Below are 20,692 nucleotides of genomic sequence, written 5' to 3'. Positions count from 1 at the left end.
GCGTAAAACTCTACAAAACACCGAATTTTTGCTACACTCTAAAACCATTCAAATTTGTTCAATTTAAGCCCTATGCATTGTCCATTTTGCAACGCTGAAGACAGTAAGGTGATCGACTCACGTTTGGCCGCTGAAGGTTGTCAAATTCGTCGACGTCGTGAATGTATTAGCTGTGGTGAGCGATTCACAACCTTTGAAAGTTATGAAGTGGTCATGCCGCGTGTGATTAAGTCGGATGGCAAAAGTGAACCTTTTGATGAAGCAAAATTGCGTCGTTCCTTGATGCATGCTTTACAAAAACGTCCCGTGACACAAGAGCAAATTGAAACCGTCTTAAGCGATATTCAGCTGCAAATCCGCCGTTTAGGTGAGCGTGATGTGAAATCACGCACCATTGGTGAAATTGTCATGCAATCTTTATTTTCTTTGGATCATGTTGCGTATGTGCGTTTTGCATCGGTCTATCAAGACTTTCAAGATGTCGATGCCTTTCGTCACCAAATTGAACAAATGCAACAACGTGAACATTAAGCGAGTTGGCATCCATGTCTGAATTACAGTCTAGTGCTTTACAAGCTGACCAAGCTTGGATGAAACAAGCGATTGCTTTAGCACTGCAAGGTCAATACAGCACCAAGCCAAATCCAAATGTAGGCTGTGTCATTGTCAAAGATGGGCAGTTGCTGGGGACAGGTTATCACCCTCAAGCGGGTCAGCCCCATGCAGAAGTTTTTGCCATGCGTGCAGCGGGCGAACAGACCCGGGGTGCAACGGCTTATGTCACTTTAGAACCGTGTGCGCATTATGGGCGTACACCGCCGTGTGCCAAAGGTTTGGTCGAGGCAGGTGTGGCGCGTGTTGTGATTGCCTGTCCAGATCCCAATCCCTTGGTGGCCGGTAAAGGGGTACAAATTTTAAAAGAAGCAGGCATTGAGGTTGATGTCGGTATTTGTCAAGCCGAAGCACATCAGTTGAATGCGGGCTTTTTAAAAGCCATGGCTACAGGTAGACCTTATGTGCGTTTAAAAGTTGCCTCTAGTTTAGATGGTCGAACGGCGATGGCTTCAGGTGAGTCAAAATGGATTACAGGCCCAGCTGCACGGTTGGATGTTCAGCATTTTCGTGCCATTTCTGGTGTCGTGATCACGGGCATTGAAACCGTATTGGCCGATGATCCTCAGCTCAATGTTAGACAGCTGCAGGGTGTTGCGGATCTGACAACGGTTGTACAACCGAAACGTCTGGTGTTAGACCGTCAAGGCCGCTTGCCTTTGACGGCCCAAATTTTACAGCAACCAGATACCGTGATGGTAATGGGGCCTTATCGTCAAGCATTGGCCGATTTAGGTGTGCTACAGCTTGCTGTACAACCTTTAGATCAGTTATTAAAGCAGTTGGTTCAATCACATCAAATTTACGATGTCATGGTTGAAGCGGGTGCAACGTTATCGACGGCTTTTTTACAAGAAAAGTTGGTCGATGAAATGATTAGTTATGTGGCACCGACCTTATTGGGTCAGTCTGCACGTGCAATGTTCAATGCTGAGTTTTCTCAGATGGCAGAGCAACTCCGCTTTAAGCTCATGGATGTCACACAATTGGGTGATGATGTGCGCTTAACGCTTATCCCTTCTCAAGAGTCATTATGAGTTCAGAGTCTACGGTTTATCATAAACGTCGTCACGCGGCACGTACCACCGATGAATATCTCTTTCATCAACTTGTTCCTTATTTGGGGAATAAGCGCCGTCTGTTGCATCTGATTTTAGAGGCGCTTGAGAGTACAGGGACTTTAAACCGTGCAGATGGTCGTGCGCCTATTTTTGCCGACTTCTTTGCGGGTTCGGGCGTGGTCTCGCGTTTGGCGCGTCAAAATGGTTATCGCGTGATTGCCAACGACTGGGAACCGTATAGCCATGCGCTGAACCATGCCATTTTGGCTTGTACCGAAGCGCCTGCATTTAAAGAGTTGGGTGGTTATCAAAAAGCCATTGATTATTTAAACCGCTTGCCTGAAGTTAAGGGCTGGGTAACGCATAATCTGTGTCCGCGAAATGATGAGATTTATGATCCAAGCCGAGATCGTTTGTTCTTCAAACGTCGCAACGGCATGCGCATTGATGCGATTCGTCAGCAAATTGCCACATGGCAGGCACAAGGGGCAATCGATGATGTGGAGATGTCTGCTTTACTGGCACCGCTGCTGTATTCTGCAAGTTTTGTCAGCAATACTTCCGGCGTCTTTAAAAGCTTCCACCACGGTTGGGGCGGTAAAACCCAAACAGCGTTAGAGCGGATTGAATCCTTGTTGTGGTTGACCCCAAGTCGTTTTAGTGAAGTGGGTGATAATAAACAAAAGAACCCGATGGCTGAAATGTGGTGTGTCGATGCGCAGCATTTGGCAAACCAAATGAGTAGTTTTGAGGTCGATGTAGCCTATCTAGATCCACCCTATAACCAGCATGCTTACAGTAGTAATTATCATGTCTTAAATGCTTTAACCTTATGGGATCAGGTAGATTTACCGACACCAGACACCAAAGGTTTTAAAAGCGGAATTGACCGTGCGTGGCGCAAAGAGCGTCCGAGTCCTTATAACTCGTCAAAGTATGCCAAAGAGGCATATGAAAAATTACTTTCCACCATCAATGCACGTTACATTCTGACCAGTTATTCAACCGATGGTAATATTGAAGCGGGGGACTTGCTCAAAGCCAATTTGGAGCGAGGTCGCGTGACTTTATTAACGCAGGATGTACCGCGTTATCGCGTGAGTAAACAGCGTCAGTCTGAGCGTGCGCGTGTGCTAGAGTTTATTGTGATCACTGATACCCATGCCAAGTCAGGTCCGCCAATTCGTCAGTTGCTTGGGCAGTTGTACCATTATGCCGAATTGGGTGGGGTCGATACATCTGGGGTCACGACACAGTTGGCGCTGTGGTAAAAATATAGAGGTAGAAATCAGAAATGTTTACAGGGATCATCGAAAGTCTGGGCACAGTTGAAAGCGTACAAAATGTCGGTGGCGATGTGCGTTTGCGCATTGGTACGGATCTTGATATGTCAGATGTACATTTGGGTGACTCGATTGCCACCAATGGCATTTGCCTCACGGTGATTGACTGGGGTGAGCACTGGTATGCTGCCGATGTCTCACGTGAGAGTTTGAACCGAACCACACTGACCCACTGGAAAGTTGGCCAACGTGTAAATGTGGAAAAGGCGATGTTGCCCACCACACGTTTTGGTGGACACATTGTGTCAGGTCATGTCGATGCTGTGGGTGAAATCACCGTTGTGCGTGAAGATGCACGTTCGCTTTATTTTGAAGTGACTGCGCCAGCTGAGATTGCACGTTACTTGGCAGAAAAAGGCTCGATCACGGTTGATGGGATCAGTTTAACCATTAATCATTTGCGTGGCCGTATTTTAAGCCTCAATTTAATTCCGCATACGGCTGAACGAACCAACATTGGAACGTGGAAGGCAGGCAGTCAAGTGAACCTTGAAGTGGATGTGTTAGCACGCTACATTGAACGTCTGATGATGGGTGACAAAGCTGCGGAAACTACCCCACAATCTAAAATTAGTTTAGACTTTTTGGCACAAAATGGTTTCTTGAAATAGAAAAATCGTTTAGATTGCAGCAAGAATAGACAAAAGATGAGCTCCCTATTTGCCCAAAATGAGGGAGTTTTTCTTTTGAAATGAATAGGTAAGCAATTGAGTATGATGAAAGATAGTACGCAGTTCATTGCACGGATAGGTGACAATGATTGATTTTTTTCTCCATCTAGAACAATTATTGCCCGTACTGCTTGCAGAATACGGCCTTTGGATTTATGCGATTCTTTTTCTGATTATTTTTGCAGAAACGGGCTTCGTTTTTATGTTCTTTTTGCCGGGTGACAGTTTACTGATTGCCATTGGTGCCTTATGTTCCAGCTCGGATTTAATCCATATCCATACCATGGGTATTTTGATGATGATTGCTGCCGTATTGGGCTATATCGTCAATTATTATACTGGTCAGAAGCTGGGCTTTAAATTTGCCCATCAGCATTCGCGTTGGCTGAAACCCGAATATATGATGAAGACCAATCAATATTTCTTAAAGCATGGCGGTAAAACCATTTTAGTAGCACGTTTTATTCCTTTTGTACGTTCTTTCGCGCCTTTTGCTGCGGGCGCAGGGCATATGAGTTTGGCGACTTTTATGTGGTACAACGTGACTGGTGGCCTGATTTGGATTGGTAGTTTGTTGGCGATTGGTTATGGTGTGGGCAATACCTTATCATTTATGGTTGATGTGTTGGTTTGAGATTGAGACAGACCACATCAGCCGAGCAAAACAAGGGTGCATAAAAAAACTCACCGAAGTGAGTTTAAGTGGAAGCCAAGGCCTGTTAGGCAGAGTTGGATACCACTTCATTAGAAAAGTCTGAATTTTTCAAAATATAGTCAATTTCTTCTTGAGCCGCGGCTTGTAGCTTACTGCGATAGCTGGCGACGGACTCTTCAATTAAGGTTTCCGCTTCAAGCTCTAAACGTAAACGCACACTTTCTAACTCAGACAAAATTTGTGAATCATCAATGCCAAATTTACCTTTGGCATAGTCCAGAGCTTGTTCAGGCGTTTTTTCATAGCGTGCGGTGTAGCTCAAAATTTCCTGATCGACACTTTGACGCATCACATTTAAAGCTTGGGTTTGCTCATTGAACTGACGGATTTCGTCTTTTTTGAGGCTTTCCGCATAAGCTTCCTGCGCTGCGCGTTTGTCTGCCAGTGATTTTTCCAACGCTTGTTGTTTGCGAATTCGCGCTTCTTCAATCAGCTGTGCTTTCAGATCGGCATACGCTTGTTCAATTCTTTGGGTAGAGACGGCTTGAGCGCGTTGGTCTTGTTCAATCCAACTGTGTAAACCTGTTTCAGGTTTGAGTACATCGCAGACGCGACTCAGGTCATCAATAAAGGCCTGACGAACAGCATCAGGTACATTTAACCAGCGCTGTTTAAAATCTGGACCAACATTCAATGCCACTACGCATCTCCTTATTTAGACGGGGAATCAATTAAAGCTTGAAGGTTCGAGCTTCAACCCCGAGACGTCTATATTGTTTAAATTTTTCACGACCTTGTTGTTTGGCCGATTCGTTATTTTCAATAATTTCTATAATGTGGCTAAATTTTTCGAACTGTTCAAGAGCTTGATCGTTAAAATTGAACACAATCCAGTCGGATTGTTCAGGCAGTTGCGCTGAGATACAAATGCGGGCATCGATTTGATCAATGCCATGTGGAATAAAGCTCGTATCATCAAAACTCCACAAACGCTCATCCAGTTGCTGTTGTAGTTCAGTGTCGCTTGCATACAGCCAGATTCGCTCTGGCTGACGCAAAATTTTACGACACAAACGACAAGCACTTTCGACTTGTCGTTCAGGACTTTGTTCAAACAGATAAAAGCTAATATTAGCCATTAGACTGCGCACGATGAGCTAAGAATTGCATCAATAAGGGTACTGGGCGACCGGTTGCGCCTTTATTGGCACCTGAGTTCCATGCTGTACCTGCGATGTCCAAATGTGCCCAGCGGTAATCACGGGTGAAACGTTGCAAGAAGCACGCTGCAGTTACAGCACCAGCTTTAGGCCCGCCAATGTTGGCAATATCGGCAAATGGGGAGTCTAACTGTTCTTGATAGTCATCAATCACAGGCATGCGCCAGACGCGGTCAAAGCTATTTTGACCTGCTTCCGATAGTTCGGCCGCCAGTTTGTCGTCTGGGGTAAACATACCCGTTAAGACTGAACCAAGTGCCACGACACAGGCACCTGTTAAGGTTGCAATATCAATGACCAGTTCAGGGTTAAAGCGTTTTACATAGGTTAATGTGTCACACAGCACCAAACGACCTTCTGCATCGGTATTTAAAATTTCAACGGTTTGACCGCTCATGGTGCTTACGATGTCACCCGGACGTGTAGCTTTGCCTGACGGCATATTTTCAGCTGCCGCAATCGTACCTACGACATGAATGGCTAAACGCGATTCACATAGAGCACGGAGCGTCCCTAGAACCGATGCTGCACCACACATGTCATATTTCATTTCATCCATACCAGCGCCCGGTTTCAATGAAATGCCACCTGTATCAAAAGTGATCCCTTTACCGACCAAGACCACTGGGGCTTCAGAACGTTCAGCTTGATACTCAAGGGTAATAATACGGCCTGGGCGGTCTGAACCTTTGCTCACTGCAAGGAAGGAATGCATGCCCAGATCCGCCATTTGCTGCTCATCAAGGACATTAACACGGAGCAGGTCAGGGTATTGGGCTGCCAGTTCTAAGGCTTGCTCTGCCAAATATTCTGGGAAGCAGATATTGCCCGGACGGTTGCCTAAGTCACGTGCAACGCTCTGACCTGATTGCACGGCTTCAATCAATTTAAGTTGCGCAGCATTCAGCGGCGACTCAGCGGCAATCAGGCTGATCTGTTCAAGCGCGTTGTCGGCTTTTTTCGATTTGAATTCATCAAAAGCATATGCCGCTTGCGTCAAACTGAGGGCAAATAAATAATGGAGTTCAGCTGGAAGAGCTGAAAGGTCAAGACTGATGTGTTTGAATTTTTTTTGTGAAGCTTTGATAATGGTTTGAGCAATTTTCACCAGCTTTGCTGCTTGTAATTCAGCGGCTTTACCCACCCCGATCAAGGCTGCATTGGGGCTTGCTGGAATTTGACCAATTAGGCTCAAAGTTTCATTAAATGCGGCTTTAAACTGAGTCGCTTCAATTAAGTTGTTTAAATCATTAATTTGATAAGCATTTGCAAGGTGTTGCGTGTTTTCAGAATCTACTAATATCAACAAAAATTGGCTAGACGTATTCTCTGTGAATGACGTATTAATAGAGAGTTTCATAAGTTTTATTTAAGCCTTATAAAGTTTGAAAATGATTAAACCACTGAAACATTAACATGAATAGAGTTGCAAAGTGCAACAAGAGTACAGGTTTTATATTTTCACTATTCGGGTAAACTAGCGCTAGTTTTTATTCACCTATTTTTGGAAGAATTAATTTGATTATTCGGCGTTATCTGGTCAAACAAGTGGTGTCGACATCCTTGGTTGTGATCGCCTTATTGACCTTGATCATGATGGGCGGTCGTTTGATCAAGTATTTTGGCGTAGCCGCGCAGGGTCGCTTAGATGCAGGTATTTTATTTAGCATTATTGGCTATCGTTTGCCTGAATTTTTAACGCTGATTCTTCCTCTAGGCTTTTTTATTGGGCTGATGCTGGTTTTTGGTCGTCTGTATGTCGATCATGAAATGGCAGTACTCAATGGCAGTGGCGTCAGTCGTAACCAATTGGGGCGACTGCTGATTCCTATGACCGTGGTGTTTCTTGCTGTTCAAGCCGTGCTGATGCTTTGGATGGCGCCGTGGGGTGTTCGTCAGTTTGAGCAGCTCACCACCAGTCAGGCGGTGCGTACTGGTTTTGATTTGGTTCGACCCAAAGAGTTTATTTCATCGGGGCCTTATACCATTTATGCGGGTGACTTATCCGAAGACCGTAAGAACCTCAAAGATATCTTCTTCTATCAACGCGCTGAAGCAGAAGGTAAGCCTGATGTGATGATTTTGGCCAAAGAAGCCACGCGGGTTGAAATTGAAAATGATCCCGCCAATGTGGTGGATTTGGTGCAAGGTCGCCGTTATGAAATTTATCCGGGACAGCCGCGTTATAGCCAAGCCGAGTTTCAGTCTTATCGCCTACGTTTAGAAAATGATAAAGAAGCGAAGTTTGAAAGTGCCGATGTTGAAGCACTGTCCACCATGAAACTTTGGGATAATCGTCATGATCCTGTCGTGGCGAGTGAATTGGGCTGGCGTATTTTTGTGCCGTTTGCCATTGTGGTGGCCTTACTCCTCGCTGTGGCTTTATCTGAAGTGAGTCCGCGCCAAGGCCGTTACTTAAAGCTGTTCCCTGCATTGCTTATTTTTGCCAGTTTAATCGTGGCGCTGATGGCCATTAAAACCCGAGTCAGTAAAGAAGAAATGGGGATTTGGGCTTATCCAATGATCTTGGTGATCTATGCGATAGCAGCGGCTTTGTTTTCGCGTAAACAAAAGCTGGCCCCGAAAATTAAGAAAACATTACAACGAGCGGGGTCTTAATCATGTTCGCACGTCGTATAGTCGCAAAACATGTGACCAAAACCACCGCGATGGCGATGCTGGGTGCTACCGCTATTTTATCGGTCTTGCAAATTCTGTTTACCTATTTGGGTGAGCTAGGCTCCCTTAAAGAAGATTATGGTGCTTGGGATGCTTTACGTTATGTACTGTGGGGAGCACCGCAATATCTCTATGAGATTCTACCGATTGCCGCGTTAATTGGCTCGGTATTGGGCCTCGGCACTTTGGCTTCAAACAGTGAGCTGATTGTGATGCGCTCGGTGGGGGTGAGTCTTTGGCGGATTGTTGGTTGGGTGATTCGTTCGGCTTTAATTTTGGTGGTACTGTCATTCGCTTTAAGTGAATGGGTGATTCCTTATACCAATGAGCAAGCCAAAGGTGTGAAAAGCCATCGAACTGCGGCTGAACTTGGTGAAGTACGTGGTTACTGGACACGAGAAGGGCAGCGTTTTATTTATGTCGATTATGCCAACTCTCAAGGTCAGCTGAAAAATGTGCAAGTGGTCGACTTTGATAATAATGCTCGTTTGAAAGGCGTTTTAAATGCTGAGCAAGGTCAGTTTGTGCAAGATGGTCATTGGATTTTAGAAAATACGGCCCAAGTTGATTTGCTGCCGACAGGCAATGCTACGGCACAAAAGGCCGCTGAAACGCCTTTGGCATTGGCACTGCAGCCGAAATATGTGCACATGGTGACGATTGATCCTGAAGACCTTTCACCGAGTCAATTGGTCAGTTTCATGAGCTATATGCATGAATACAGCCAAGTACCAAAAACTTATCAGTTGGCTTTTTGGCAGAAAGTGGCGTCTCCATTTGCCTTGATTGCTTTGGTGTTGATTGCTTGTTCCTTTATTTTTGGCCCACTGCGCCAACAATCGATGGGCTTTCGTTTGGTGATTGCACTGTTTACAGGCCTAGGTTTCTTTTACCTACAAGACTTCTTGGGTTATGCAAGTTTGGTGTATTCACCTTCACCCGCATGGTTTGTTTTTGTGCCGATTTTACTGATGTTTGTCGCAGGTGGTTATTTGTTACAACGTGCACGATAACTGTACGATATTGAAGAAAACAATGCGCATGATGGTGTTAAACCATCATGCCTGCATAGAGTCTTGACCGAAAATTCGGTAAGATAGGGCGATGAATTTGTAGACAAAAAAAGAGTGCTTATTATGGCGGATGCAACTGCTGGCAAAATCCCTCACGTACTGGTCATTATGGATGGTGTGGGACACCGTGAAGCGATTGAAGACAATGCTTTTTTAGCAGCGAATCGACCGAATTTAACAGCGATTGAAGCAAAGCATCCGCATAGCTTAATTTCAGGTTCTGGTGAAGACGTGGGTCTGCCAGATGGCCAAATGGGCAACTCTGAAGTGGGCCACATGAACTTGGGTGCAGGGCGTGTGCTCTATCAAGACTTTACCCGAATCACCAAAGACATTCGTACGGGTGCTTTTTTCGAGCATGAAGTTTTGGTTGATGCTGTTGAAAAAGCCAAAGCAGCGGGTGGTGCGTTGCACATTATGGGGCTGTTGTCTGAAGGTGGGGTGCATTCACACGAAGATCATATTGTTGCCATGGCTGAACTTGCGTTAAAACGCGGTGCAACCGTTTATCTCCATGCTTTCTTAGATGGTCGTGATACCCCGCCGCGCAGCGCACAGCACTCTTTAGAAAAATTAGATGCATTGTTTGCTCAATATCCAAATCAAGGTCGTATTGTGAGTCTGATTGGTCGTTATTTTGCGATGGATCGAGATAACCGTTGGGACCGTGTGGAACAAGCCTATCGTTTACTCACTGAGTCTGAAGCAACACGTACTGCAGCTACAGCAGTTGAAGGTTTAGCCTTGGCGTATGCAGCAGATGAATCTGATGAGTTTGTCAAAGCAACACGCATTGGCGATGCCGTAAAAGTTCAAGATGGTGACAGCATTGTCTTTATGAATTTCCGTGCGGATCGTGCGCGTGAAATTACCAAAGCGTTTGTTGAAAAAGATTTTGCAGGCTTTGAGCGTAAAGTTGTACCAAACTTATCTAAGTTTGTGATGTTGACACGCTACCAAGCCAGTATTGATGCACCTGTGGCATATATGCCTGAAGCATTAAATAACTCGATAGGTGAATATCTTTCAGACCTTGGTAAAACTCAATTGCGTATTGCTGAAACTGAGAAATATGCACATGTGACATTCTTCTTCAGTGGTGGTCGTGAAGATGAATATCCAGGTGAAAAACGTATTTTGATTCCGTCACCGAATGTGGCTACTTATGACCTCAAGCCAGAAATGAGCGCATATGAAGTAACCGATGAATTGGTGGCTGCGATTAACTCAGGCGAGTTTGATCTATTGGTGGTGAATTATGCCAACGGCGATATGGTTGGTCATACGGGCGTGTTTAATGCTGCAGTGAAAGCTGTTGAAGCCGTTGATTTATGCTTAGGCCGTGTCTATGAAGCGGTGATGGCACAAAAAGGCCATATGTTAATTACGGCTGACCATGGTAATGTTGAACAAATGCAGGATTATCACAGTGGTCAGGTGCATACCCAGCATACGACAGAATTGGTGCCTTTTATCTATGTCGGTCCAACTCAAGCAACCATTGCTGAGGGTGGCGTATTGGCCGATGTCGCACCAACCTTGTTAAGCTTGATGCATCTTCCTGTTCCAGCAGACATGCAAGGTCGTAACTTAATTACATTAGACGTATAAATCAATTTGGGTGGGTAAATGGCAAAAGCATCGTGGACTTCAATAGGTGTAGTGATTGCTTTAGGTCTGAGTCTGATCCACCCGATGGGGGCTGTTGCAAAAACTGCGGCAGCACCCGCTTTTGATGATGAATTAGAACAAGGTTATGTTGAGGTTCCGATTGAATCAATTCAACAATTTGTGCAAATCTACGGTTTAGTCAAAGCCAATTATGTGGCTGAACGTAGTGATGAAGCACTATTTCAACAGGCCATTAAAGGTTTAGTCAGTGGCTTAGACCGTTATTCTCGCTATTTATCTCCTCAAGAATATAAACAACTGGTGCAATATACCGAAGGGGATTTGGCTTCAGTTGACTTCAGCTTAGAGTTTGATTCTCGCTTACAACAATGGCTGATTCGTGGATTAAAACCTGACTCAGATTCCAGCAAACTGGGCTTAAAAAATGGGATCTCCGTTTTTAAAGTAGATGATCAAGAGCTACGCAAGCTCAACCATGCTCAAGTCAATGAATTACTCAGTGGGGCGATTGGTAGTACCGTCAGCTTGCAGTTGAAAGCCAACTCAACGCCGATCAATTTAGTCCGAACCAAAAAAGTTGAAACCGATATCCAGGCGCAACTGTTGAATAACCAAGTTTTGGTGCTCAAGGTGCGGGTATTCCAGCAGGATACGGCCAATGAAATTCAGCAACTGATTGAAGAGCATCAGTCTTCGCGTTTAAAAGCGGTCTTGATTGACCTTAGAAATAATCCCGGAGGACTGTTGTCTGCCGCAGTTGAATCTGCCGATTTATTCTTAAACCAAGGGGTGATTGTTTCGACTAAAAGTCGTTCCGAGGGCGATCAGCAGTTTCAGGCCTTACCTAGCCTCGAGTTTCAAAATTTAAAAGTGGGGATTCTGATTAATGACCGCTCTGCATCGGCCGCGGAGGTGTTTACCGCTGCGCTGAAGGAGCATGGACGGGCGTGGGTGATTGGGGAAAAAAGTTATGGTAAGGGCGTGGTACAAAAACTATTTCCGTTATCGAATGGTGCATCTTTGCAAATGACCGTATCGCATTATTACACCCCAAGTGGTCGGATGATTGAAGGGGTAGGGATTGCGCCAAATCAGGTGTATCCAATGCCACATGAACTCAAAGACGAAAGCTATGTTGAACATGTGGCAGAGATTCTAATTAACCGTCGTTAAGTCTTTAAACGGGATCGTCTTCGCCATCTAGTCCGAATTTCTTCAAGCGATAACGTAAAGAACGGAAAGACATGCCGAGCTTTTTAGCCGCTAGTGTTCGGTTCCAGTGGGTGAGATTGAGCGCATTCATCAAAATTTCTTTTTCAATTTTTTCTAGATACAGCTCTAAACCCTCTTCGGGTAATTTACGCGAAGGCATATGACTGAGTTGATCATTGCCAACAGTACCTTGTTGGGTGGCATTGGCATAGTTGGTCTGAGCAATGGGTCGCAGTGGGGCTGTTTGCAAGTGCGGTAAGTCGATACTGCTTTCATCGCTTAAAGTGATGGCACGTTCCATCATATTGCGTAATTCACGCACATTGCCTGGATAATATTGGGCCAATAAAAACTCACGTGCACGTTCACTCAGTGGTTTGACTGGGATGTCCCATTCTTGGCAGATTTTTTGAATGAAATGTTGTGCCAAAAGAATAATGTCATTGCCACGCTCACGTAGGGCAGGCAGCACAATGTCCATGACATGGATGCGGAAGTATAAATCCTGACGGAACTTGCCTTGTTGCACCAGTGCTTCTAAGTCTTGATGGCTGGCACTAATCACACGGAAATCGACATCAATTTCGGTGTCACTCCCAATTGGACGAATGCGTTTTTCTTGTACCGCGCGCAGCAGTTTCACCTGCATAGTGAGTGGTAACTCAGCAATTTCATCTAAAAATAAACTGCCGCCATGCGCAGACAGAATCAGCCCTTGTTTGTCTTGAGTCGCCCCTGTAAAGCTACCCTTACGGTGTCCAAACAATTCACTTTCCATCAGTTCAGTCGGTATGGCACCGCAGTTAATGGCAATAAATGGCCCTTCATTGCGGTTGCTCAGGCGATGTACCAGATTAGCCACCACTTCTTTGCCGGTCCCCGATTCACCCGTAATAAAGACAGGGGCTTGCGAACGTGCAATTTTCTTTAAGGTGATGCGTAGCTGCTGAATAGGAAGGGATTGACCAATCAGCAGGCGATGTTCAAGCGTATCTTCTTGGATATGCAGTTGACTGATGGGCTGATTAAAGGCTTTTTGTAAAAGTTGCTCTAAATGTTTTTGGTTGATTGGTTTACTGACAAAATCAAAAGCACCAGCTTTAAGTGCTGCAATCGCAATATCCATATTGCCGTAAGCAGTCAGCACTGCAACAGGCAAATTAGGATAATTTTGAGCAATAAAATCGACCAAGCTCAGACCATTACCATCGGGTAAATTAAGATCGGTTAGACAGGCATCATATTGATGCGTTTTCAGGGCTTGAACCGCCTCTTGTAAGCGATAGGCAATATGTGTATCAATCCCCATCCGACTTAAAGACATTTGCATCAGTGTACATAAGTCTTGTTCGTCATCCACCAATAAAACAAGTGGTTTTTTTTCCACGATTAACCCCAAAAATTACACGTCATTGTTTATACGGGGGCATTCAATCCTAAAGCATGCCCCTATTTTTTGTTCTACATAGTATAGCTTAGCTTGGTTGGCTTCGCAGAAACTATGGGATAAATATAATCCTAACCCAGTTCCATTGATGGAGGTACTAAAAAACGGTTGAAACAGGGTGCTTTGATCCTGAGTGGCGACCCCTTCACCAAAATCGCAGACCTCAATATGGACGAGGTTTTTGTAGCTATAGATACGAATTTGAATGTGCTCGGCTTCAGCTGCATTATGACGAATGGCATTTCGAATCAGGTTGATCAGCACTTGTCTCAGTTGTTGTTCATCAAACTGAATCTGAGCTTGATCGGAAATGCGGTAATCAATTTGATCTTTGACATCGGGCAAATCTTCAACGATAAAACGTTCTAAAAAAGCGGCGACATCAATTAAGGTCGGATAGGTTTCTTTACTGCGTGCCATGCTCAGTGTATCACCAATAATTTTATCAATCCTTGAGGCTTGTTTGGCAATCATGTTCTGCAACAGTTCTTGTTGTGGATCATTGGTTTGCATTAGTTCATTAGCTTGTGTGATGGCTGCCAGTGGGTTGCGAATTTCATGTGCAATGCTGGCAGAAAGTTGACCCAGTGCAGCCAGCTTGAGTTGTTGTACACGTTGATTAATTTTTTGTGCATCTTGCAGCACGAATAAGGTCAGTGTCTGATTCGGGACTTGAAGTTTTTGAATTTCGATCTGAATCTGAAAGCGACTCAGTTGCGATGTAAATTGGAATTTTTCCCCATTCTTCAGTTGGTCGAATTTGAGTAGTTCAAATAAATCAGGCTGTGCCTTATATAAAGGATATTTGTCATAGGCATAAATTGGAGAGATGCCCAATAATGTACATGCGGCAGGATTACTCAGCACCATGTGGCAGTTTTCATCGAGCACCAAATAGCCGAGCTCGGTTTGCTCTAAAATATAACGGTTAATGTTTTGCAGTTGGTCCAGTTCTTGGGACTGATAGAAGTTTAAATTTTCAAGGACTTGAAAACGTCGTACCGCAATTTGTCCAGACCCATAAACCACAAAGAACAAAAAGGCGAGCACGGCACTGTTGCCAATGGTATTCAGTGAACTGATTGAAAAGAGCGTTCCAATAAAGTGTTGATAAACCAGTGTAATCACTGCAATCAAGGTAATGATGAGCGCTTTTTGTTTATCGACCAATACACAAGCGGCAAAGATCGTGATCACAAACAATAAGCTTAACTGTAAGTTTGGACCATCGGTGGCAAAAGTGAGTAAACTGAGGCTAATGACATCGACGATAAACAACAAGGTGAGCTGAAGTGGTATGCGCTTGCGCACATGCTTGAGGCTCAATAGCTGAAAGGCACTGATAAAAATAAAGCCAATCAGGACGGAACGATACAATACTGGATATTGATAATTTGAAAACAGCTGCTCATAGGTCAGTAGATAAACCAACAACAAACAACAGCCAATAAACAGTCGATAAGACGCATACCAAACACCTAGACGGTATTGATTTAACTGAATATTGGTTGAGTATTGCAGCATGCGGGTGTTAGTCAGCTTGCATCAGGGTTTAATTAAACCATAGCGAATAGCAAGGTGAGTCAGCTTCACATCACTGTCGATGTTGAGCTTTTCAAAAATTCGGTAACGATAAGTATTGACCGTTTTTACGCTGACAAAAAGCTTGTCAGAAATTTCCTGTGCACTAATGCAATTCACGACCATCATCGCCACCTGCATTTCACGTTCAGACAGAGCATCAAAAGGTGAGGTTTGTGTATCAGACAGATAAGAACTGGCCAGTTGTTCAGCAATATCAGCGCTGAAATATTTGCCGCCTTGCATCACTTTATTAATCGCACGTACCATTTCGGTCACAGGTGCACCTTTGGTAATGTAGCCTTTGGCGCCAGCTTTGAGTAACAGGGACGGATAAGGTTCTTCAGCTAGACCACTGACCGCCAGTACTTTGGTCTCGGGTGCAGTTTGTAGTAAGCGGCGTGTGGTTTCAACACCACCAATTCCTGGCATGTTGACATCTAACAGAACCACATTTGGGTGATGTTGACGGACGAGATTAATTGCTTCTTCACCAGATTCAGCTTGGCCAATAACTTGAACATCGGCATGGTCCTCGAGCATTCGACAAATCCCTGTACGTACTAACTCATGGTCATCTACCACTAAAACTGTGATCACCTAGCTCTTCCTCACTATAAAAACCATATTTTTTGTTACATAAAGCAAAATAAGCTTGCAATGAAACGACAAAATTAGCAATCCTATTCTTAGGCTTATTTGAAAAGATATGCACGCTGTCGACGGCAATGCTGTTCGCATTGTGTAAAAATGTAAGGCATATTGGCGTGAATACGCAAATGTATCTTATGGGTTATGAAGTTGAGTGAAGAAAAGTGAAAAAATCAAATAAATTTTTAATGCATCTATTGGGATGGTCGATTGCAATGACGGCCAGTACCCATAGCTTTGCAGACTTGGTGATGAACCCGGGCTCGGGGCCTAGCCAAGCAAGCATGAGCTGGTCTGCGGCAGATGCAGAACAGCTTCTGAATGATGATCTCATGGAAGATCCTGAAGAGTACGCTCCTCAGGGTTCAACAAAAGTCACCACCAGTATTCGCAGTTCCAACGGTGTGGTGACGAACAACAGTACCTCGAAAACAGTACAAATTTTCGATACCTCGAAATATTCCAACCAACCTAGTGTCAATGCTCGTGCAGCACTGGTGATGGATGGCAATACAGGTGAAGTACTGTACAGTAAAAACAGTAATACCGCGCTGCCGATTGCCTCGATTACTAAACTGATGACGGCGGTGGTGATTTCAGATGCGCGTTTAAATATGTCTGAAAACATTACTTTACAGCAAGCGGACTTTTCGTGTTCGGGTTGTAAAAGTTCAAGCTCGTCACTGCGTGCAGGGGATAGTATGAACCGTGCAGAGGCATTGTTATTTGCATTAATGAAGTCAGAAAACCCAGCAGCATCAGCGCTTGCACGGACGTATCCGGGTGGTCGCTCAGCCTTTGTTTCGGCGATGAATGCCAAAGCAAAATCTTTGGGTATGAATTCAACCCATTATATGGAATCGACTGGTCTGCATCCAGGCAATGTCGCTTCAGCACGTGACTTGGGTATTTTGGTCAATGCTGCGTCTCAGTATGGTCTGATTCGTCAGTTCTCAACCACAGCAAGCTATGACTTTAACTTGGGCTATCGTGTATTGAAATCAAACAATACCAATGCCTTGGTTCGTAATGGTGGTTGGAATATTAATATTTCAAAAACAGGTTTCATTAATGAAGCCGGTCGCTGTGTGGTGATGCATACCACTTTAAATAACCGTCCAGCAGTGGTGGTGTTATTGGGCGCGGACTCATCTGCAGCACGTACCAATGATGCAACGCGCCTAATGAACTGGGCAAGCCAATTACCAAAACGTATTTAACCCGACTTTGTTTTTGTTCACTCAACAACAAAAATTGAGTCATAAAAAAGCCCTGCATATGCAGGGCTTTTTTTGTCTTCTCTTAATTACATGTTTGAAAGAATGGAATCGCGAACTTGTTCTAAAGTTGCATCGATTGAAAGCATGACCGCATCAGAACACTGTTTGATCGCAGTATCTGGGTCTTTTAGACCATTACCTGTCACGGTACAGACAATCACAGAACCTTCCGCAATTTTACCTGCTTTGATGTCACGGATTGCACCGCCAATCGACGCTGCAGAAGCAGGTTCTACAAAGACACCTTCATACATTGAAAGTAAACGCTGTGCTTCTAGTATTTCAGCATCAGTCAGTTCATCGAACCAACCTTGAGAGTCACGAACCACTGCTTTAGCATGGTTCCAGCTTTGTGGATTACCAATACGGATTGCCGTTGCAACTGTTTCAGGGTTCTCAACGGGTGCACCACGTAAGAATGGCGCAGCACCTGCTGCTTGGTAACCAACCATGGTTGGTAAGCCTTCAGGTTTAGGACCTGTGAATTGATCTGTTTGAGCGTCGTAAATCACTTGCTCAAATTGATCTGCAGGTTGGTTGGCAACTGCTTCGGTATAACCCATCCAGTGTGCAGTAATGTTCCCTGCGTTACCCACGGGTAAGCAGTGGTAATCTGGTGCACGGCCTAACTCATCTACGATTTCGTAAGCAATGGTTTTTTGACCCTGCAAACGGTACGGGTTGATTGAGTTTACGATGGTTACAGGGGCTTTATCTGCAATTTCTTTGACCAGACGCATACCGTCATCGAAGTTACCGCGGATTTGCATGGTGATGGCACCATACATCATCGCTTGTGCCATTTTACCCATGGCAATTTTGCCTTCTGGGATTAACACAAACGCTTTAATGCCTGCACGTGCTGCATAAGCCGCAGCCGCAGCTGAGGTATTACCTGTAGAGGCACAGATAATGGCTTTTGAGCCTTCTTCAACGGCTTTAGTGACTGCCATGGTCATACCACGGTCTTTAAATGAACCAGTCGGGTTTAAGCCCTCGTACTTCACATAAATTTCAACATTTTTGCCAATTAAACGTGGAATGTTCTCGAGTTTAATCAGTGGCGTATTACCTTCACCTAAAGAAATAGCGCGAGTAGTTGCAGACACTGGTAAACGGTCGCGATAACGGTCAACTAAACCAGTATAACGATTGGCATTCGACATGATGATGTTCCAATTGTGTGTAGAGCTTGGTGAGGAAGAGAAGAGCGTTCTTTTCCTCCACCCGATTAATTATCAAGCGATTCTAAACGAATTCGCACGATTTCGCCATGAATGACGGGTAAGGCTTGAATTTGGGCAAGTGCCTCGTCCATTTTTGATTCAACGACAGGATCAGTCAAAATCACGATTGGAATAAGGTCTTTTAAACGCGGTTGCTGCATGATGGCATCGATACTGATGCCTGCACGACTGAGAATCGTGGTCACATCGGCCAAGACGCCAGTTTGATCTTCTGCATTAATCCGGATGTAATAACCTGTAGTCATTTCTTCACGGCTTAAAATGGGCACATTGGTCAGTGCTTCGAAGGCCAGTTGTGGAATCGTTCCAGCGCCATCTTCGGTATACGAGATATCACGGACGATATCAATGACATCTGCAACGACTGCAGAAGCCGTTGGGCCTGCGCCTGCTCCTGCTCCATAGTACAAGGTTGGGCCGACAGCATGTGCTTGTACCAAGACAGCATTTTTAACACCGTTGACATTGGCAATTAGTTCTTCAGCAGGGATCAAGGTTGGGTGAACACGAAGTTCGATGCCATTCGCGGCGCGACGCGCAATCCCCAAATGTTTAATACGGAAACCCAGCTCTTCAGCATACTTCACGTCTTGCGCTGTGATTTTACTGATGCCTTCGGTATAGACTTTGTCAAACTGTAGCGGAATACCAAAAGCACACGATGCTAAAATCGTGAGTTTATGTGCAGCATCAATGCCTTCGACATCAAAAGTTGGATCAGCTTCGGCATAACCCAGCTCTTGGGCTTCTTTGAGCACATCGGCAAAGGCACGACCTTTTTCACGCATTTCAGTCAGAATAAAGTTGCCTGTACCATTGATGATACCCGCTAACCAATTAATCTTGTTTGCAGCTAGACCTTCGCGCATCACTTTAATGATGGGAATGCCTCCTGCAACCGCAGCTTCATAGGCGATTTGCACGGCATTGTCATCCGCCAGTTTGAACAGCTCATTACCATGTTCAGCAAGTAAAGCTTTATTCGCGGTGACCACTTGTTTACCATGTAAAATGGCTTCTTTAATCACTTCATATGCAGGGTGGATGCCACCCATGACTTCAACCACAACATCGACATCAGGCTGACGCACAATGTCGAGTAAGTCAGCACTTTGCTTGACCTCGTCGCCTAAATCTAAGTCTGGGCGAGGGCGGCGTGTGCCGACATAGGTAATTTGAATTTCACGACCGGTGCGACGTTTAATCTCAGCAGCATTTTCTTTTAGTAGTTTAAGGGCACCACCACCCACAGTACCAAGACCGAGGATTGCCAGACGAACTGGTTTCACGTCACACTCCAATTTACTTATATATATTGAACGAAGTCTAGATCATAGCTAAAAAAACTGTGAGACTCTAGGAAAGAAATCATTTTATGTTCAACTATAAATATTAGTTAAATAACAAATAAAAATTAGTTATTTAAGGCGATTTAATAATTCACTTGGGGCCAAATAACCACCGAGATATTCACCATCTTCATTGTAGATCGCAGGTGTCCCATTTACGCCCATGTTCAGACCCAACTGGTATTGATCTCGCACTGGGTTTTTACAGGTCGCTGGTGGAAGTTGAGCACCTGAAATCGCTTGATCAAAGGCAGCTTGACGGTCTGCGCTACACCACACACTTTCCATGGCTGGCATGAACTGTTCGCCACGCGGCCATGCAATGTAACGTACTTCAATGCCTTGACCTGTGATTTCAGGGATGTGTTCGTGCAGTTTATGGCAGTAAGGGCAGCTAGCATCGGTAAAGACATAAACCACATGTTTGGTCTTGCCTTTGGCTTTATAAACCAGTAGGTCTTCAGTTTTGAGCTCTGCTAGAAGCTTTTTGTTGGCTTCAGCTTGCAGGTTGTCGCTGACGTTGTGGAGGGTTTTATCGCCCAAGCGAATCACATCACCTTGGATAATATATTTACCATCTGCTGTGGTATAAACCGAGCTCATCCCTTCAAGATTGACCCAAAATAAATTTGGCACTTCAGTGGTTTTGATATCGATGATTTTGGCATTGATATTGGCTGTTTTGAAATGCTTTTGAAGAGTGTCAATTAAACGTTGCTTTGCATTACGTTCCGTCAAAGTTGACGCTTCGCCTGTGGCTGGTGCACTTGCCGTTAAAGAGTCTTGTTTTTTTTCTTCAGTGTTATTTGAACATGCTGTAAATAGAACACTTGAAGCAATGGCACAGGCAATGAACACTGGTTTACGGGTAAATAACATAGATAACCCTTTTTCTTTTGACTTTATAAAAACAGAGCGCCAAGCATAGCAAAAAAAGTACAGGACTCGGTAATACTTCGTAGTCTTCGTGCTAAAAACA

19 protein-coding genes are annotated in these 20,692 nt (G+C 44.6%); 10 read left to right on the top strand and 9 right to left on the bottom strand.

The window, feature by feature from the left end; all coding sequences use genetic code 11:
* Positions 1 to 72 precede the first annotated feature (72 nt).
* The 5 genes from nrdR (at position 73) to HYI04_RS07400 (ending at position 4,321) form a co-directional block, all read left to right on the top strand.
* Entirely contained in the window at positions 73 to 531 is a 459-nt protein-coding gene (nrdR, locus tag HYI04_RS07420) for a transcriptional regulator NrdR (RefSeq protein WP_004692852.1), read from the top strand.
* Positions 532 to 545: 14 nt separating this feature from the next.
* Positions 546 to 1,649: a bifunctional diaminohydroxyphosphoribosylaminopyrimidine deaminase/5-amino-6-(5-phosphoribosylamino)uracil reductase RibD gene (ribD, locus tag HYI04_RS07415; RefSeq protein ID WP_160361884.1), complete on the top strand. Its 1,104-nt coding sequence runs from the start codon at positions 546 to 548 to the stop codon at positions 1,647 to 1,649.
* A complete protein-coding gene (locus HYI04_RS07410) occupies positions 1,646 to 2,944 on the top strand; it encodes a DNA adenine methylase (protein WP_004692850.1) in 1,299 nt (432 codons plus the stop codon). Before ribD ends, HYI04_RS07410 begins: the two co-directional genes overlap by 4 nt.
* A gap of 23 nt (positions 2,945 to 2,967) precedes the next feature.
* Positions 2,968 to 3,627, top strand: coding sequence for a riboflavin synthase (locus HYI04_RS07405; RefSeq protein WP_004978564.1), 660 nt, complete (start codon positions 2,968 to 2,970; stop codon positions 3,625 to 3,627).
* 145 nt (positions 3,628 to 3,772) lie between these two features.
* Entirely contained in the window at positions 3,773 to 4,321 is a 549-nt protein-coding gene (locus HYI04_RS07400; protein ID WP_004692848.1) for a VTT domain-containing protein, read from the top strand.
* 85 nt (positions 4,322 to 4,406) lie between these two features.
* Here the strand turns inward: HYI04_RS07400 and HYI04_RS07395 are convergent, their stop codons facing one another.
* From HYI04_RS07395 to HYI04_RS07385, 3 genes are read right to left on the bottom strand one after another with little or no spacing between them, the layout of a single operon-like run.
* A complete protein-coding gene (locus HYI04_RS07395) occupies positions 4,407 to 5,042 on the bottom strand; it encodes a hypothetical protein (protein ID WP_159153614.1) in 636 nt (211 codons plus the stop codon).
* Between the two features lie 31 nt (positions 5,043 to 5,073).
* Positions 5,074 to 5,481 (bottom strand): DNA polymerase III subunit chi, encoded by a 408-nt coding sequence (locus HYI04_RS07390; RefSeq protein WP_078425943.1) that lies wholly within the window; start codon positions 5,479 to 5,481, stop codon positions 5,074 to 5,076.
* Positions 5,474 to 6,922: a leucyl aminopeptidase gene (locus tag HYI04_RS07385; protein ID WP_178896042.1), complete on the bottom strand. Its 1,449-nt coding sequence runs from the start codon at positions 6,920 to 6,922 to the stop codon at positions 5,474 to 5,476. The genes HYI04_RS07390 and HYI04_RS07385 overlap by 8 nt, the downstream gene beginning before the upstream one ends.
* A gap of 158 nt (positions 6,923 to 7,080) precedes the next feature.
* Between HYI04_RS07385 and lptF the strand changes: the two genes are divergently transcribed.
* From lptF to HYI04_RS07365, 4 genes are all read left to right on the top strand, one after another.
* On the top strand, positions 7,081 to 8,181 hold the full coding sequence (gene lptF / locus HYI04_RS07380) for an LPS export ABC transporter permease LptF (protein WP_004978580.1): 1,101 nt from the start codon (positions 7,081 to 7,083) through the stop codon (positions 8,179 to 8,181).
* A gap of 2 nt (positions 8,182 to 8,183) precedes the next feature.
* Positions 8,184 to 9,254, top strand: a complete 1,071-nt coding sequence (gene lptG / locus HYI04_RS07375) for an LPS export ABC transporter permease LptG (RefSeq protein WP_159153611.1) — start codon at positions 8,184 to 8,186, stop codon at positions 9,252 to 9,254.
* Positions 9,255 to 9,377: 123 nt separating this feature from the next.
* Positions 9,378 to 10,925, top strand: a complete 1,548-nt coding sequence (gene gpmI, locus HYI04_RS07370; protein WP_159153610.1) for a 2,3-bisphosphoglycerate-independent phosphoglycerate mutase — start codon at positions 9,378 to 9,380, stop codon at positions 10,923 to 10,925.
* Positions 10,926 to 10,943: 18 nt separating this feature from the next.
* Entirely contained in the window at positions 10,944 to 12,119 is a 1,176-nt protein-coding gene (locus HYI04_RS07365; protein WP_159153609.1) for a S41 family peptidase, read from the top strand.
* Positions 12,120 to 12,123: 4 nt separating this feature from the next.
* On the opposite strand, the gene HYI04_RS07360 is transcribed toward HYI04_RS07365, so the two are convergent.
* The 3 genes from HYI04_RS07360 to HYI04_RS07350 are packed head-to-tail and all read right to left on the bottom strand — an operon-like array spanning position 12,124 to position 15,786.
* A complete protein-coding gene (locus HYI04_RS07360) occupies positions 12,124 to 13,548 on the bottom strand; it encodes a sigma-54-dependent transcriptional regulator (RefSeq protein WP_372239162.1) in 1,425 nt (474 codons plus the stop codon).
* Positions 13,549 to 13,560: 12 nt separating this feature from the next.
* Entirely contained in the window at positions 13,561 to 15,129 is a 1,569-nt protein-coding gene (locus HYI04_RS07355) for a PAS domain-containing sensor histidine kinase (RefSeq protein WP_159153607.1), read from the bottom strand.
* A 21-nt stretch (positions 15,130 to 15,150) separates the two neighbouring features.
* Entirely contained in the window at positions 15,151 to 15,786 is a 636-nt protein-coding gene (locus HYI04_RS07350; protein ID WP_004692836.1) for a response regulator, read from the bottom strand.
* Between the two features lie 215 nt (positions 15,787 to 16,001).
* Here HYI04_RS07350 and HYI04_RS07345 point away from each other — a divergent pair, with 215 nt between their 5' ends.
* Positions 16,002 to 17,057 (top strand): serine hydrolase, encoded by a 1,056-nt coding sequence (locus tag HYI04_RS07345; protein ID WP_159153606.1) that lies wholly within the window; start codon positions 16,002 to 16,004, stop codon positions 17,055 to 17,057.
* Positions 17,058 to 17,143: 86 nt separating this feature from the next.
* Here the strand turns inward: HYI04_RS07345 and thrC are convergent, their stop codons facing one another.
* From thrC to HYI04_RS07330, 3 genes are all read right to left on the bottom strand, one after another.
* Entirely contained in the window at positions 17,144 to 18,283 is a 1,140-nt protein-coding gene (thrC, locus tag HYI04_RS07340) for a threonine synthase (RefSeq protein ID WP_125273422.1), read from the bottom strand.
* 65 nt (positions 18,284 to 18,348) lie between these two features.
* Positions 18,349 to 19,653: a homoserine dehydrogenase gene (locus tag HYI04_RS07335; RefSeq protein ID WP_010325700.1), complete on the bottom strand. Its 1,305-nt coding sequence runs from the start codon at positions 19,651 to 19,653 to the stop codon at positions 18,349 to 18,351.
* A 129-nt stretch (positions 19,654 to 19,782) separates the two neighbouring features.
* Complete coding sequence (locus tag HYI04_RS07330) at positions 19,783 to 20,592, bottom strand: DsbC family protein (RefSeq protein WP_159153605.1); 810 nt, start codon at positions 20,590 to 20,592, stop codon at positions 19,783 to 19,785.
* Between the last annotated feature and the right edge of the window lie 100 nt (positions 20,593 to 20,692).

Source organism: Acinetobacter sp. SwsAc2, assembly GCF_013391465.1.
GTDB lineage: Bacteria > Pseudomonadota > Gammaproteobacteria > Pseudomonadales > Moraxellaceae > Acinetobacter > Acinetobacter johnsonii.
Note: the sequence above shows the minus strand (reverse complement) of the source record. Positions and strands in the feature narration are given on the sequence as shown.